The following is a 16,508-nucleotide window of genomic DNA, read 5'->3' on the forward strand; positions in this document are numbered from 1 at the left end:
TGAGCCTAAAATAATTAGTGAAACGATTCCTGCAGCAGTCGGCATTTCACAAAATATAATTACATAATATTATCAATCATTCTGTCAAAATAGATACGGAAGATAGACCAACAAAATAATAAACACCCAGATTACATCAACAAAATGCCAGTAGCAGGAAAATATCTTGTGTTTTTCGCTAAATAAGGACATGGGTATTTTTCTCATGTAATGGATGAACAACACAATCATCCAACCGATCCCAAAGGCGACATGGGCTGCGTGGAGTCCAACCAACACATAAAAGGAAGACATAAAAACATTTACGCTAATTCCGTAACCATCACTGACTAATGTATAAAACTCATGAATTTCCAAGCCAAGAAAAATCATGGCAAATAATAGAGTTATTGCAAACCAAGTGATAAATTTCCTTTGATTATTTTTTGCCAAACCCTTTTCAGCAGCTATTAATGTTCCACTGCTCGACAACAGAAAGAAGGAGGATAAAATTACACTGACAGCTTTGAAAACTTCTGTTGGATGTGGTCCCTGTTCGGCTGGTGTAAATATCAAATAGGTAGCAAACAATACGGTAAACATGATTGCCTCAGCGCCCAAATAAATCAAGAAGCCAATTTGTTTATCCTTAAACAAAGCTGATTCATAGTCATTCATGAGAATCCCCCTTCCCATACACATGCTCACGTTCATCCGTAAACGAACGAACAATGAATAGACTTAAGATTCCTATTCCACCCATAATAGCCAGCCGGTACAAGGAAAAAGTTAATCCAAGACTTAGTATAAATACAGCCATAGCCATCGAAATCGGGATAAAGGATTCTGTTTCGATTGGAGCAGGACGTGTATTTGTCGTTGTGCGCAAGGATCTATTTTCCAACTTTGTATACCATAGTGGATCCATTTCCTTAACGATTGGCATTGGATCAAATGTCTGGACAGGTGCAGGTGACGGCACATACCATTCCAACGTTCTACCATCCCATGGGTCATTGCCCACTTTTTCACCGTTTGTATGTGTCTTATATACATTCCATACAAGAAATAACATGCTGATCCCCATTAGAAATGCACCAATTGTACTTGTGAAATTCAGAAGGAAAATTCCATCTGCCTCTGTATACGTATATACACGGCGTGGCATACCTTCAAGACCTGTTATATGCATAGGGAAAAATGTTAAATGAAACCCAATAAGAAATGTCCAAAAATGCCATCTTCCCAATTTTTCACCCAATACAAATCCGGTAATTTTTGGATACCAATAATAAAGCCCTGCAAAAATCCCAAAAATCGTTGAGGCAATAATGACATAATGAAAATGTGCTACAACAAAGTGTGTATCATGAAATTGAAAGTTTGCAGCAGAGACGGAAAGCATAACTCCCGTAACTCCTCCCATGACAAAGGAAGGAATAAATCCTAATGCAAATAACATTGGTGTCGTAAACCGAACCACCCCGCCCCGGATTGTAAATAACCAGTTAAAGACTTTTATCCCTGTCGGTACAGCAATAGCCATCGTTGTTATCGCAAAAAAGGTATTTGCCATTGGGCCTAGTCCAACCGTAAACATATGATGTGCCCAGACCATAAATCCTAAAAAGCCAATTAATGCGATGGATATTACCATAATGGGATAACCAAAAATGACTTTTTTCGAAAAGGTTGAAATAATATCGGAAAAAATCCCAAATGCCGGCAATGCCAGAATATAAACTTCCGGATGGCCAAAAATCCAAAATAAATGCTGCCAAAATACAGGATTCCCTTCACTTCCGGAGAAAAATCCTGTTCCAAATTGTCGATCAAACATAAGTAAGTAAAGAGCAATTGCCAGTACGGTGAATGCGATTAATATGAGAAATGAAGTAATCAGAGTTGCCCACGTAAAAAGAGGCATTCTTGTCATCTTCATTCCCGGTGCACGATGCCTAATAATCGTCACAATCAGGTTAAGTGCTGTGAAGATTGTACCAAGTCCCGCTATTTGCAAGCCAAATACATAGAAATCTGTTCCAGGCCCAGGGGTAAACTGTTCTGTTGATAATGGGGCATAGCCTGTCCATCCTACCTCTGGTGTCATATTAATAAAGAATGAGACATTTAAGAAGACAGATCCTGCAAAGAACAGCCAGAACCCAACCGCATTTAAAAGTGGAAATGCCAGATCCCTTGCACCAATTTGCAATGGAACAACAACATTCATCAATCCAAGCAATAAAGGCATTGCCACAAAAAATATCATTAATGTGCCATGTGTTGTAAATACCTCATTATACTTTTCACCCTGAAACACCCAAAAGTCGTTATTGGGAAATGCCAGCTGCGCCCGAATAAACAGTGCATCCACCCCGGCTCTAAAAAAGTAAACAATCCCAAATAAAATATATAATGTTCCTATTTTCCGATGATTTGTCGTTTTAACATAATCAAAAATGAGTCCAACTATTTTCTTTTTAAGTATAAATAAACCAATTGGAATTGCCAAAAGTATTGTGAAAACCCATGCAGCTATAACATCTGTTGGTACAAATAGTGTATCTCCAAACAATGGTATATCCATTTTTAGCTCACCTCTTCTTCACAAATAGACAGTCTATTCTTCATTCACATACCGTTCATAGTCCTCCATTGATACCACATTTGCTGTAAAAGTCATCTTGGCATGCTGCACTCCACAATACTCCGCACATTTACCTTGATAGGTGCCTATTTCCGGATTTTCAATAATATAAACGAGTTCTTTCTCAGGCAACACATCCACTTTACCACCTAATTGAGGCACCCAGAATGAGTGAATCACATCCTTGGAGGTGAAGTGCAGGATAATCGACTCCCCTTCAGGAATAACCAAATCATTTTGCACTTCCTTGCCAGTTTCATGTTCAAAGTTCCAGGTAAATTGCTGTGCAGTCACGTAAATATGTGTACCTTCATTTTCATGATCGGTCTGGTCACCTGCTACCGGCGATTGTTCATATGTAATCGCAATTGTTGGGACCGCTAAAACAGCCAATAGCAGAATTGGGAGAATGATCCACGTGGCTTCCAGTTTTTTATTACCCTTCACATCCTTTGGCATTAAATCCTTTTTATTTTCTGTATAACGGTATTTATATACAAATCGCACAAATAAAATAAAGACCGTTAATACAACGATCATCATAAGCAAAAAACTAAAAACTATTAAAAAAGCCTGGTCATTGGCTGTTTCACTTTGTGGTTCCAAAACCGCTATATTGCATCCGGTTAAAAATAATAGACTCGGTAGTTATGCTAATTTTTTCATCGCTGATCTCAAACCTTTTTATATTATAGTTGCTTAGCACTTTCCCTAATGAAGTTACCTATAAACACTTCTTGAGCTCACTTTATGATGGTTCCCCATCAATACTTCTGTGCTCCGGGTGATATACGCTCGCTCCGGGCGATATTTCTCAATCTCACGGCGATATCTCTCGATCTCCCAGCGATATTTCCGCTCTCACGGCGATATCCTCGATCTCCCGGCGATATCCCCGCTCTTCACGGCGATATACGCTCGATCCAGGCGATATTCCCCGCTCTCCGGACGATATACGCTCGCTTCCCAGACAAAAAATGAACCCTTTTACAGGTTCACTTTTTTTCAATGTATTATTCTTTTTCATTTAATTTTTCTTCCAGTTCTGTTATACGTGCTCTGAGTTCATTAATGTCTTCTTTTGTTGCAAGGCCTAAGTCTTTTGCCATTTTCTGTGTTTGTTCGAATTGCTTTGTATTCCATTCGTCCTTTTTCATTTCGCCTTTTTCAACAAATTTTTGCATGACAGATCGTGCCTGATCCTGGGTTAGTTCATTTTTTTCAACTAATTCCTGCAGTTTTTGATCAAATTTTTCCTTGCTGCTTACTGCTGCTCCAAGTCCTAGCAAGAATCCTTTTTTGAGAATTTCATTCATCTCCAACACCCCCTCACATTCTGAGCTTAATCATTCGAAAATGCTTAAACAGAATAATACTTATTATAACAATAAATATGACTGTTAGTACGGACGCAATTATTATCATACCAGGCAGACTAAAAAGAAAACCATAACTCACTGCTGCAATCCCTAATACTATCATAATAAATGAAATCACCTCAAGGAGTAAATAAAAGTGATGCTTCATTTGTATCTGCTGTTTTTCTTTCTCCCATTGTCTATCCTTTTCCCCACGCTCCAGCCAATTTAACATCGCCCGTGGAAATGATAAAAGAGGTTCTACCGTTTCTTTTGCATATTGCTTATAAAATATTTCCACTAAATTTTTACTGCCAAACCATTTCTTCACTTTTGGCTTGGCCCATGCTTCCATATCGAAATCAGGATATATTGCAAATAATATCCCTATTACAATCGATATCGCTCTACCTAGATAAGCATAATCTGCAGGCAATTGAATTGGCTGATCTTTTATGAGATCAATTATTTCTTCTTTAATTTGATCCAATATTTGAGCATCCATATGGTTAAATGACCCATTCTGATACATTTCCAACGTTTGCTTGATTGTTTTTTTCAGTTTCTTTTTATTTGCATTTGGTAGGATAAAATTCATTTCATTCAGCGCTTCAAATACGATATCATAATTGTCGATAATTAACCCTTGGACAAGCAGTTTAAAATAATACGTATCCTGTTTGGTTATCTCTCCAACCATACCAAAATCAATGATCCCAATCGTGCCATCCTTTTTAATTAAAACATTTCCCGCATGAGGGTCTGCATGGAATTTACCGACATTTAAAAACTGATCCAGATAAAAATCAAACAAACATTTTGCTGTTTGCTGCACATCTATATCATGTTTATTCATAAATGCAAGATCCGTAATTTTCTTTCCAGCTATCCACTCCATCACAAGTACCCTTTTCGTACATAACTCATTACAATAAAACGGAATATGTATGGATTTATTATCTTTATAACGTTCTTTGAAATATTCCCCGAAGCTTAATTCCTTTTCAAAGTCCAGTTCCCTGTCCATTACATAAATAAGTTCACGGTATAGTGCCTTCAAATCTGCCTTTTTACCGAATGACGTAAAAACAGATAAAATCCAGAAAACAATATTTAATGCTCTAAAATCCTTATGAAAAATCTCTTGAATCCGGTAGCGCTGTACTTTTATCGCTACCTGTGTTCCATCCTTTAATATCGCCCGGTACACCTCACCAATCGAAGCAGAGGCAATGGATGACTTTTCTATTTCCATTATATGCTCATCAATTTCCGTTCCCCATTCCTTTTCCAGTAGAAAATTGGCATAACTGAATTCCATTGGCGGTACACGATCCACTAATCCAGTAAGCTCCTTGATAAACACATCAGGCATAAAATCAGTTCTTGTACTCAGAAACTGTCCTACCTTAATTAAAACGCCACCTAGTCTAACAGCTTTTATTCGATATTCCTTCGCCAGTTTCACTAATAGTTTATCCCATTTTTTCTTTGTTCGTTCATCCCAGGTTCGATGAAGAAAATGAAATAAAGATATTTGGAAGATAAACTTCACCGCCAGCCAAACAATAACGGTGCAACGATAAATCAGACTATATTTTAAAGAATTCTTCACCAATAACACCTCATCATACTTTACCCTATCATAAATTTATTATAACACTTTATCATTTCCGTAAAATAATATACATCTTTCTATTCTTCCATTATAATAGGAAAAAACAGCATCTAAGGAGGTACCTATGAAACATAATTATTCTATAGCTGATCATATAAAATTCATCATCCCATCATTACTTGGAATATTTTTATTCATGTCACCAGTGAAAACAGATGATGGATTCACCATTCCGATCGCTCTTTTAGCGAACTGGGTTCAGGAAATACTCGCAAATCAGCTATCAGCCATCATGACATTTATTATTTTTATTACAGCTGTTTTTACTATAATGGCCAAGGTCATAGGGAATAATGCTTTTGCACAAACTCCTTTTTTTCAAAAACTCTTCTACACCAGTGGATTTTGGACGGTAACGAGAGCTATTGCAGCCGTTTTTGCGATTATGATCTATTTCGAATTAGGTCCTGAAGCAATTCATGGAGAGTTAACCGGGCAAACGCTTATGGGTCTATTGCATGTATTGTTTTCTGTCTTTTTATTCGCCGGGCTATTTTTGCCATTGTTAATGAACTTTGGTTTACTTGAGCTATTTGGTACATTAATGACAAAAATTATGCGGCCGTTATTCAAACTGCCTGGACGTTCATCAATTGATGCTTTAGCATCCTGGATTGGTGATGGAACAATTGGCGTGCTTTTAACAAGTAAACAATATGAGGATGGCTATTATACAAAAAGGGAAGCAGCTGTTATTGGGACGACATTCTCGATCGTTTCGATTACGTTTACGTTAGTTGTTATTACTGAGGTTGGCCTTGAGCATATGTTTGTTCCTTTTTATGCTACCGTCTTTGTAGCCGGGTTGGTTGCAGCATTAATCATGCCACGGATTCCACCTCTTTCCAGGAAAGTAAACACTTATATAACAGATTCAGCAACTGGTATAGATGAAGAAATTCCTAAGGAGCATAATGTTTTTACATATGGTTATCAAAAAGCGCTGGATCGCGGAAAGAAAGAATCGAGTGTCTTTAAGTTCTTTAAAGAAGGCGGTCAAAATATTTTAGATATGTGGATGGGTGTTGCTCCCGTTGTAATGGCGTTCGGCTTAGTTGCGTTGATTATCGCTGAATTCACACCTGTATTTCAGTGGCTCGGAATGCCATTTATTCCCCTATTGGAATTGATGCAAATTCCACATGCCGCTGCCGCTTCCGAAACAATTCTAATCGGCTTTGCAGATATGTTCCTGCCGGCTATTATCGGTTCATCAATCGAGGCAGAAATTACCAGGTTCATCATCGCAGCACTATCTGTCACACAGTTAATCTACATGTCTGAGGTCGGTGGATTGCTATTAGGATCAAAAGTTCCCGTGTCGTTTAAAGATTTATTTATTATATTTTTACTGCGTACACTCATAACACTACCGATCATTACGCTAATTGCACACATGATATTTTAATTCAAGACTGCGCGGCACTGCCCGTCCCACCGATATCTATTAACCAACGGAGCGAAATCGGGTTAAAGAGGCACTCTATGCGATCGTTTGCTGCATTACGAACAAACACTAAAGCCCCTGTTCAAAAAGATAATTAATACAAAAAGCAGACAACCAGCAATTGATTGTCTGCTTTTCTATATTTTAAAAAAAGGGGGGGTAATTAGTTATACGTTTCATCTGAACTTTTGTTTCGTAATTTCTGTTATTTTTTTCGTAATTAATGAAGTATCTTTTGGAATTTCCTGATCAACCTTTTCATATTCCGATTCCTTTTCAACAAGTTCTGGATTATAGCCCATTTGTTCTGCCAATAACCTCATGAATTGATAGTAACTTTTGCCTTCAGATTGGCCGATATTATACACACCTGTCACATCATTTTGAACCAATTCAGTTATAACACTCGCCAGATCCTCTACGTGGACAAAGGTTCGAATTAGATCATCTCGAAAGGCAATCGTTTTATCTGATCGTAAATGATAGGATAACTTATCTGTTCGATCATCCAATTTGCCAATTTGGTTTTCTCCATAAATTGGTCCTGCTCTGAGAATCACGTAATTTGATCGTTCATTGTTTATCAGGTACTCTGCTTTTACTTTTGCATTTGTATAATTACTGAATAGATGGTCATCAGGCAATGTTGATAAGGAATCCTCCTCATCATAAGGACCTTTACCTTCACTATATACAAAATCCGAAGAAATATAAATAAGCTTTGTTTGCGGCGTTAGAAAAGTGAGCAGATGCATCAATCCCTGGTCTATTAGCATATGTTCTTTCGGACCGTCCATTACCGACCAAATGACCACATCCGGGTTTTCTTGTTTGTAATAACTTGAAAATGATTCAGGTTCATTAATATCAAGCTTATAAAGCTCATCAAATAATGGCGGTTCACTTAAATACGTTCCGCTTACATCGATCGTTGGTACCTTCTTCAAGCTTTTATATACCGAAGCCCCGACATACCCATTCGCGCCAAATACACAAACCTTCATGATAACACCTTCCCTTTACTACTATTGTAATATTAAGAGTCTGTCTGTGTTGAATTCTTGTTCGCCTTTTGTTTCATTGCATTTTTAATAATGGAAAACTTCCCTTCAATCATTGGCTGCCACACTCCCAGAACCGGTTTGCTTGATAAAACAAGTACAATTAACGCTGAGATCGCAGCTAAACCAATTAAATCCACCACATTATTGACTTCAAATAAATCTGCCTGACGAAAATATTGAATGAAAAATCCATGTAAAAGATATACATACAATGTTCTTGTGCCCAGCTTGGATATTTTCAAATGTTTAGCAGGCACCCATGCCAGAATACTAACTGTCATAACGGTTGCAGTTAGATAGACTGCAAGTCGAGCAAATCCACCAAATTCCGCCATTCCTAAATCACCATAGGATTTCGAAGCCAACAGCCATCCTGAATTAAACTCGGGGGCGTAATAGATTGCTGTAGCTACTAAGACCATCATCACCAGTGATGCTGCTTTTACAGCTCTGTGTTTCACCCACATCATCTGATTTTCCGTGATCCAATAACCAATCAGGAAAAACGGGAAAAAGACAAATGTACGTGACAGGCTAAATGCATGACCAATTTCACCAAAATAGCCAACAATAACACCTATTAAAACAGCAATCATAACACTTAGTGCAGCTGGTATTTTTTTAAACCAAAATAAGAGGATATGCCAGCTGAATAAGCTAAACAGGAACCATAATGACCAATGCGGATAAAACATTCCCGTCTGCCAGCCTTCTTTCCCTATGAAGAAGTAATATCCTGTATAGAGAAGCTGAAAAATCAAATATGGTAGCAATAATTTTTTTGCTAATTTGATGATATACTCCTTATTCCCTGATCCTTTCGCAAAAAAACCTGAAAGCAAGATAAATGCCGGCATATGAAATGTGTAAATCCACATATACAGTGTATTCATCTCTTGTGATCCTTCAACAAACGGCTGAATTATGTGACCAAAAACGACTAAAAAAATCAATACTACTTTTGCATTATCTAAAAATGCATTCCTCTTCATTGTTTTTCATCCCTTTTATGTTCATAACATGTGTATTATCAACTTTACCCGTTTTTAAATTAATGTGAACCGATTTCATGGAGTTGTTATTGATTTGTAAGTGGAGTGAAATAATGAAGTAATTTTGTAAAATGATTGGCGGAAATTGGATGGCAGGAAGTGATAGCGCTGGAACTTGAGAGATAAACATGGATAGTTGAGCGATACATGGGTAAAACCGGTTTGTCTCTCAACTTTTACGTACGATCTCTCAGCTTTACCGCTTTCGCTCTAAAGTTCATCACTATTACTTCATTAATTCCACCCCTCTTGCGCTATAAAGTTGCGGAAAATAAAAATGCCCCATTTAAGGAGACATTTTTAAGTTGCTGTTTTTTTCTTTTTTGCAGTTGTTGTCTTTGTTTTCCGCTTAGCCGGCCTCGTTGGTTTTTCCTTTTTTGCCCGGGCAAGTGACGCCTGTAGAGCGTCCATTAAATTGGTTGCAGCATCAGGTGTCGGTTTTTCTTTTGCAGTTGTTGTTAGATCTTCGTTTTTCTTTTCTTCAATTAGATCTAGCAGTGCTGAACGGTATTCGTCTTTATATTTTTCGGGATCAAACTCTGTAGTCAATTGGTCAATAAGCATTTTCGCTGTATCTAATTCTTTTTTTGCCGTGTCCACTTCCTCTGGAATATTTGGAACATCCTGAACACTGCGCACTTCATCCGGAAAATGAATCGTTTCCGCTACTAAAGTGTTTTCGTACACACGGATCACAGCCATCTGTTCTTTTGACCGGATGATCATTTTTGCAACACCAATTTTCCCCGTATCTTTTAGCGCATTGCGTAACAATCCATAGGCTTTTCCTGCCCCTTCATTAGGAGATAAATAATAGCTTTTCTCAAAATAAATGGGATCAATCTCTTCCAATTTTACAAAATCAACAATCTCTACTGCCTTATCTGCCTGTTCTTTCTGTAATGCTTCTAATTCTTCTTCATCCAAAATAACAAATTTGTTTTTTGCATATTCATATGCTTTTACAATGTCTTCATTTTTTACCTCCTGCTCACAAACGGGACAAACCTTTTCATATTGAATCGGCGACTGATATTCTCTATGCAGCTGCCGCAGTTTAACATCTTTATTTTCTGTTGCAGCATGCATTTTTACGGGAATATTGACCAGCCCAAAACTAATCGTTCCCTTCCACATCGTATGCATGTAAAAACCTCCCTTTTACAACTTCGGTTCTTGTAAAAATTTGACACTATAGCCAGGCAACGTTGGTTTTAGTTTGTCAGTAATGATTATTTTTATCCTGACAGTAGTTTATTTTTTTCATTATGAGCCATTTTAAAAGATAAGAGGGAGTGAGTTTTAATGGATATAATGAAACCAAAGCCAAGTTCAGAAATTCCTACTGGAGATGAGTGGTTATATGAAGTGAAATACGATGGTTTTCGATGCGTTTTAAATTGGAAAAAAGATAGTATCCGTCTAGTCAGCAGAAACGATAAGGATTTAACGGCTAACTTTCCAGAAATAGTTGACTCTTGTTCGGAACAACAATCCCTGATTCATTCGCTTCTACCGATAAAGCTTGATGGAGAACTGGTCATTTTAAATAATTCCTACCAGGCAAATTTCTCCCTAATTCAGCAGCGTGGCAGATTAAAAAGCAAAGATTCCATAAAAAAGCAGCAGCATCCCGACCTGCAAGCTTTTTAGTTTTTGACATGTTAGAGCAATCTGCAAAATCACAAACAAATGAAAGTTTTTCCAAGCGAAAAGCTTTGTTAGAAAAATTAATGAAAAAGTTCAGCCAAACTAATCGTCTTCAGTTTATTCCAAGTTATAAGAACCCTATGAAATTATGGAAAATTATCTTTGACTACAAAGCAGAAGGAATCATTGCCAAACGCAAGAAAAGCATTTATAGTACCGGAAAAAAACATCATGACTGGTTTAAAATCAAAAACTGGCGAACCATTCATGGGTTACTAACTCATTTTGATACAAAAAATAGCTATTTTACGATACAAGTTTATGAAAATAATTCGACAAGGGAAATTGGAAAATGTAAACATGGTCTTGATCCAGAAACATTTCAAACACTTAAACAATTATTTGTTGCAAAAGGAGAAAAAGATTCGGGAGTTCTCAAACTTCCTCCAGCTATTTGCGCTGCAATTCATACACTTGATATGGATAAAAGCGAGCTTCGGGAACCCCGATTTTCCTCTTTACTTCCAGATGCTTCACCTAAAGACGTTACAATTCAAAAATTAAATCTAGATCTAGCATTGCTTCCCCCTCGTGTTGGACTTTCAAATACGACTAAGATATTTTGGCCGGATCAGCGCTTAACAAAGGGGGATTTGCTTGCATACATAAGGGAAATCTCTCCATACATGCTTCCTTTTTTGCAAGGTCGCATGTTAACACTCGTCCGCTGTCCTGATGGTGTAAGCGAAAAGCACTTTTTTCAAAAACATCTCCCTGATTATGCACCTTCCTATATAAATTCAATTAAAACAGATGAGGGTAACCTGATTATTTGTAATGATCTGGATTCATTAGTTTGGTTTGCCAATCATGGAACAATTGAATTTCATGTTCCTTTTCAAACGGTGGGGAGCGGTCATCCTGAAGAAATTGTTTTTGATTTAGATCCGCCTGATAGAGATAGATTTGGACTGGCAATACAGGCAGCACTTTTGATAAAGCCATTGCTTAATGACCTCGGGCTTGTTTCTTTTGTAAAAACTTCCGGAAATAAGGGATTACAAATTCACATTCCTATTCCAAAAGAAAGTATGACTTATGACGAAACAGCTATTTTTACCCAAGCCATCGCCTGGACGGTTGAAAGCGCCTATCCAGGTCAATTTACAACAGAACGTCTGAAAAAAAATAGAAATGAGCGGTTATATATTGATTACGTACAGCATGGGATGGATAAAACAATAATAGCCCCCTATTCTCCGCGAAAAACTGAAGATGCAACTGTTGCGACACCATTATTTTGGCAAGAAGTAAACGAAGATTTAAAGCCAGAACATTTTACAATCAAAAATGTGGTGGAACGTGTGCAAAAGCTTGGTTGTCCGTTCAAGGAATATTTTGATGTAGGAAAAGAGCAAAAGCTGGATAAGGTTTTGAAGCTTGTTAAAAAATAAATAATATTTATATATAGAGAGCTTTAAATTCAGGAATTGGGCTGAATAAACTATGTTATAGCCTGTACACGGACAAAACTACTCTAATCCATGCTCAAACTGTCCGTGACAGCACCCCTCTTGGACAAAACTGCTCTAATCCAGACACAAAATGTCCGTGACTGCATCCCTCATGGACAAAACTGCTCTGGATACTGCATCAAATTAAGATAATCTCACCGCGGAGAGAACTGCAATCGTATAACATCAGCAAACCAGACACAAACGACAAATTTCCCACAAAACCCCATAAAAAAACAGCCGCTCCCATCTAGGAACGACTGTAATAATTATAGTGAAGCATTTTCTTCAATTGCATTTTTATCATTAAATTTTTTTAGATTTAAATTCTTCAATATACGTGATGTTAATGTTCCTGAAAGCATGGAACCATTTACATTAAGTGCAGTACGACCCATATCGATTAATGCTTCAATCGAGATTAGCAGACCAGCTAATGCTACAGGCATACCCATAGAAGACAATACGATAATTGCTGCAAAGGTTGCTCCACCACCAACACCGGCTACACCAAAGGAACTAACACCAATAATAAGCACTAATTGGATGATAAACCCTGGTGATAATGGATCGATACCCATTGTTGGAGCAATCATTACTGCTAACATAGCTGGATAAATCCCAGCACAGCCGTTTTGCCCCATTGTTGCCCCAAAGGAGGCTGACATGTTTGCAATCCCCTGATCAACACCGAGAGAATTCTTTTGCGCTTGAATATTCAATGGGATCGTACCGGCACTTGAACGAGATGTGAAAGCAAAGCCCAGTACTGGGATTACCTTTTTCAAATAGGTCATCGGACTTAAACCAAATACAGCTACTAATATTAAATGGATAATAAACATAATAAATAATGCAACATAGGAAGCAATAACAAATTTGCCTAGCTCCAAAACCCCTGCAAAATCTGTACCTGCCACTGTGTTTGCCATCAATGCCAAAATGCCAAATGGGGTTAAGCGTAATACCAATGTAACGATACGCATAACGACAGCATAAAGTGAATTAATTATTTTCGTAAACATTTCAGCTTGCTCCGGATTTTTCCTGCGAACCCCTAGTACAGCAATACCAACAAGAATGGAGAATATAACGACTGCAATGACTGATGTAGATCTTTGCCCAGTCATATCCAAGAATATATTGGACGGAATGAAGTTAAGAATTTTCTGTGGTGCTGACTGATCTTCTGCCGCACGAGTTTCCAGCATTGTTCCCCGTTCTGTCTCTGCAGTGCCTGCTTCAATTTGTCCTGCATCCAGATCAAATACAACTGCAGTTCCAATACCAATTATTGCTGCGATCATAGTAGTTCCGATAAGAATTCCGATAATCCATACAGACATCTTTCCAAGCTCCGCAGTCTTTTCTAGATTAATTATCGATTGAATAATTGATACCATAACAATTGGCACAACAATCATCATTAGGAAATTAATATAACCCCTACCTACAATATTGTACCATTCAGTTGTTTCAGCCAATACTTCGGAGCCAGCACCGTAAGCCATTTGCAATAAAGCTCCAAGCACAATACCTGCTCCTAGACCTGTGAATACGCGTTTCGTAAATGAAAAATGCTTCTTTTGCATCCAAAGAAGTACGCCAATGATCCCTAATAAAATCGCTATATTTAATGAAACAAAAAATAAATCCATTTCACTTACCTCCCTTTTATTATCATTACCCCTATTGTTTGCAACTAATGTTGAACTTATCATATGCAACCAATGGATTTGTCGTACCACTTATATTATATAATTCCGATAAAATTAGTATGACTTTTAATAAGATACAACGATTTTGCTGAAGTGTCAAGGAAATGATTTCACTGTGATTCATTTGTATTTTCAGAACTGATATGATTCCCTGATTATTATAATGCATAAATTATATGATTCTATTTTAAAAATCCCTGCTAACAAAAAAGATACCCCCTCACCTGAAGAAGTACCCCTCATTTCAGTGCAAATCAGGCAGGAGTTCGATTTCAACATTTCCCTCAATAGCACGTGAAATCATACAACCTTTCTCCGCTTTTTCGACTAATTTTTTTAACAAATTATGTTCCTTATCTGATGCGTTTGCTTTTAAAACAACTGAAGGCTTGTGAATGATTTTTTTATAGGTAAATATACCTTTTGTCACATCGACAATCCCCTCCGATTCAAGCGACATCTCTTCAAGCGGGAGATCAAGGCGCTCCATCATGGCAGCCAGTGTTATAATATAGCAAGTTGCTGCGGCTCCTAACAGCATTTCATCAGGATTTGTCCCAATCCCTGGCCCATCCATTTCAGGTGGAATTGAGATTTTTGTCTGCAGATTCCCTGCTTCGATGTACCCCTCACTATTTCTCCCACCTGGCCAGTCTGCTTTTAAATAAAAATGATGTTCTGCCAATGTACTCACCTCACACTTCATTTTATCTGTTAAATAAAGAGATAAGCAATTATTTCGCCTAGGATAACAATGGATAATGAAATAACTCCTTGTTTTTTTGTAATAGAATCAGAAAAGGATGGTAGCTTTGTCTCTGCTTGTTTTGAAAACAAAAAGTAACCTAGTATTGCCGCACCTATAATTATCGAAATTTATACAATAGCTGATGGAAAGAGCAGCATAATTAAAGCAACTGCCAATGCTGTAGCAATACGTGGTCGGTCAGGGGTTAGCTTTTTGCCTAAACCTAACCTGCCCTGTTATTTATAAATTCAATAATAAAGGTTACTTCTCCTTCTTAATTGAATGCACTGGAATAAGTACAGTTCATTATCTTTTCATTCGTATTCTAAAAGCAAATAACAAAGCTTTCCTTCCATCACTGATGATCCAAGATCTCCTTCAACACCTGTGCCTGATTATGCTTTTCATCCTTAGCTGCATATAGCAAGGTCACATTTTTATTATGTTTTTTTGTAATATCCTTTAATTTTTCCAGCTCTTCCTGCTGATTTCCGCTTGTAAGCTCTTTTTTATATTTTTCCTTAAAGTCGTCATATTTGCTTGGATCATGGCCAAACCATTTTCTGAGGTCGTTTGTCGGTCCTACTTCCTTCATCCAGTGATCAAGCTCAGCATCTTCCTTCAACATTCCTCTTGGCCACACACGATCCACCAATACACGAACCCCATCACTTTTATTCGAATCCTCGTATATTCTTTTAATTTGTACAGGCATTTAACATATCTCTCCTTTCCTTTTTCATTACCCTATTTCATTAAAAATAAGCAACCACCCAAGGGATGATTGCTTAGAAAAATTATTGCTCTTTTGTTGACTCTTCTTTAACCATACGTCCTGATGCGAACCAGCCAATGACTGCAATTGCAACCAACACACCATAGAATATAACCTTCCATACGGTAGAGTGCGGGAATTCATGTGGAATCCAGGCAATATCATCATGGGCAAATACCATTAATGCAAGCTTTACACCAACCCAGCCCACAATAACAAATGCTGCTATTTCAAGACCTGGACGTTTATGGAGCAACTCAACAAATATATTTGCTGCAAACCGCATAATTATCAGACCAATCATACCACCAGCAAACACAACTATGAACTGGCCGGTATCCAGGCTTCCAATAGTACCTAACCCAGTTGGTGGAAGGGCTACCGCCAATGCTACAGCGGCAAGAATGGAATCCACTGCAAAAGCTAAATCGGCAAATTCCACTTTTAAAACGGTCATCCAAAAACCGCTTCCGGATTTCTTTTGCAGCTCTTTTGTCTCTTCTTCTTGTTTTTTCGGTTTAAATCTGTCATATAAATTCTTAACTGATATACCTAGTAAGTAAAGTGCCCCTAATGCTTGCACCTGCCAAACATCCACAAGGAACGATATAACAAATAATGAACCAAAACGTAAAACAAATGCTCCGGCCAACCCATAGAATAAAGCTCTTTTTCTTTGTTTTGGCGGAAGATGCTTAACCATTATCGCTAACACCAATGCATTATCTGCAGCCAATAGACCTTCAAGACCAATTAACACAACTAATACCCATAAATACTCAATTAATAATTCTGCTCCCATACTTATTCTCCTTAAAATAAAAAATGATCCTACCAACAGGTAAAGACCATAGAAAAAGACCCTTACCTGTTAA

Annotated in this window: 16 protein-coding genes; 3 read left to right on the plus strand and 13 right to left on the minus strand. The window is 37.6% G+C overall.

Going from position 1 to position 16,508, the window contains the following annotated elements; all coding sequences use genetic code 11:
- Window positions 1-84: 84 nt before the first annotated feature.
- The 6 genes from AC6HVZ_RS10165 to AC6HVZ_RS10190 all read right to left on the minus strand — a co-directional run bounded on the left by AC6HVZ_RS10165 (window position 85) and on the right by AC6HVZ_RS10190 (window position 5,602).
- Entirely contained in the window at window positions 85-657 is a 573-nt protein-coding gene (locus tag AC6HVZ_RS10165) for a cytochrome c oxidase subunit 3 (RefSeq protein ID WP_497558043.1), read from the minus strand.
- Entirely contained in the window at window positions 650-2,569 is a 1,920-nt protein-coding gene (locus AC6HVZ_RS10170) for a cytochrome c oxidase subunit I (protein ID WP_497558044.1), read from the minus strand. The genes AC6HVZ_RS10165 and AC6HVZ_RS10170 overlap by 8 nt, the downstream gene beginning before the upstream one ends.
- Window positions 2,570-2,602: 33 nt before the next feature.
- Window positions 2,603-3,235, minus strand: a complete 633-nt coding sequence (gene coxB, locus AC6HVZ_RS10175) for a cytochrome c oxidase subunit II (RefSeq protein ID WP_497558045.1) — start codon at window positions 3,233-3,235, stop codon at window positions 2,603-2,605.
- A gap of 214 nt (window positions 3,236-3,449) precedes the next feature.
- Entirely contained in the window at window positions 3,450-3,656 is a 207-nt protein-coding gene (locus AC6HVZ_RS10180; RefSeq protein WP_497558046.1) for a hypothetical protein, read from the minus strand.
- On the minus strand, window positions 3,643-3,945 hold the full coding sequence (locus tag AC6HVZ_RS10185; RefSeq protein WP_497558047.1) for a phasin family protein: 303 nt from the start codon (window positions 3,943-3,945) through the stop codon (window positions 3,643-3,645). The genes AC6HVZ_RS10180 and AC6HVZ_RS10185 overlap by 14 nt, the downstream gene beginning before the upstream one ends.
- A 13-nt stretch (window positions 3,946-3,958) precedes the next feature.
- Complete coding sequence (locus tag AC6HVZ_RS10190) at window positions 3,959-5,602, minus strand: ABC1 kinase family protein (protein ID WP_497558048.1); 1,644 nt, start codon at window positions 5,600-5,602, stop codon at window positions 3,959-3,961.
- A gap of 127 nt (window positions 5,603-5,729) precedes the next feature.
- Here AC6HVZ_RS10190 and AC6HVZ_RS10195 point away from each other — a divergent pair, with 127 nt between their 5' ends.
- Window positions 5,730-7,073: a YjiH family protein gene (locus AC6HVZ_RS10195; protein ID WP_497558049.1), complete on the plus strand. Its 1,344-nt coding sequence runs from the start codon at window positions 5,730-5,732 to the stop codon at window positions 7,071-7,073.
- Between the two features lie 215 nt (window positions 7,074-7,288).
- Here AC6HVZ_RS10195 and AC6HVZ_RS10200 read toward each other — a convergent pair whose 3' ends face one another.
- The 3 genes from AC6HVZ_RS10200 to ku form a co-directional block, all read right to left on the minus strand.
- Window positions 7,289-8,116: a sugar nucleotide-binding protein gene (locus AC6HVZ_RS10200; protein WP_497558050.1), complete on the minus strand. Its 828-nt coding sequence runs from the start codon at window positions 8,114-8,116 to the stop codon at window positions 7,289-7,291.
- Between the two features lie 32 nt (window positions 8,117-8,148).
- Complete coding sequence (locus AC6HVZ_RS10205) at window positions 8,149-9,168, minus strand: acyltransferase family protein (RefSeq protein ID WP_497558051.1); 1,020 nt, start codon at window positions 9,166-9,168, stop codon at window positions 8,149-8,151.
- Window positions 9,169-9,528: 360 nt separating this feature from the next.
- Complete coding sequence (gene ku, locus AC6HVZ_RS10210; protein ID WP_497558052.1) at window positions 9,529-10,374, minus strand: non-homologous end joining protein Ku; 846 nt, start codon at window positions 10,372-10,374, stop codon at window positions 9,529-9,531.
- Window positions 10,375-10,533: 159 nt separating this feature from the next.
- Here ku and AC6HVZ_RS10215 point away from each other — a divergent pair, with 159 nt between their 5' ends.
- The gene (locus AC6HVZ_RS10215; RefSeq protein WP_497558053.1) at window positions 10,534-10,881 is read left to right on the plus strand and encodes an ATP-dependent DNA ligase; all 348 of its coding nucleotides are present in this window, start codon (window positions 10,534-10,536) and stop codon (window positions 10,879-10,881) included.
- A complete protein-coding gene (gene ligD / locus AC6HVZ_RS10220) occupies window positions 10,824-12,332 on the plus strand; it encodes a DNA ligase D (protein WP_497558118.1) in 1,509 nt (502 codons plus the stop codon). The genes AC6HVZ_RS10215 and ligD overlap by 58 nt, the downstream gene beginning before the upstream one ends.
- 329 nt (window positions 12,333-12,661) lie before the next feature.
- Here ligD and AC6HVZ_RS10225 read toward each other — a convergent pair whose 3' ends face one another.
- From AC6HVZ_RS10225 to AC6HVZ_RS10240, 4 genes are all read right to left on the minus strand, one after another.
- Window positions 12,662-14,050, minus strand: a complete 1,389-nt coding sequence (locus AC6HVZ_RS10225) for an L-cystine transporter (protein WP_497558054.1) — start codon at window positions 14,048-14,050, stop codon at window positions 12,662-12,664.
- A 304-nt stretch (window positions 14,051-14,354) separates the two neighbouring features.
- Window positions 14,355-14,795, minus strand: a complete 441-nt coding sequence (locus AC6HVZ_RS10230; RefSeq protein ID WP_497558055.1) for an OsmC family protein — start codon at window positions 14,793-14,795, stop codon at window positions 14,355-14,357.
- A gap of 418 nt (window positions 14,796-15,213) precedes the next feature.
- Window positions 15,214-15,573: a DUF488 domain-containing protein gene (locus tag AC6HVZ_RS10235; RefSeq protein WP_497558056.1), complete on the minus strand. Its 360-nt coding sequence runs from the start codon at window positions 15,571-15,573 to the stop codon at window positions 15,214-15,216.
- A gap of 82 nt (window positions 15,574-15,655) precedes the next feature.
- Window positions 15,656-16,435: a TerC family protein gene (locus tag AC6HVZ_RS10240; protein WP_497558057.1), complete on the minus strand. Its 780-nt coding sequence runs from the start codon at window positions 16,433-16,435 to the stop codon at window positions 15,656-15,658.
- Window positions 16,436-16,508: the final 73 nt, after the last annotated feature.

This window comes from Oceanobacillus sp. NCCP-135 (assembly GCF_059698015.1).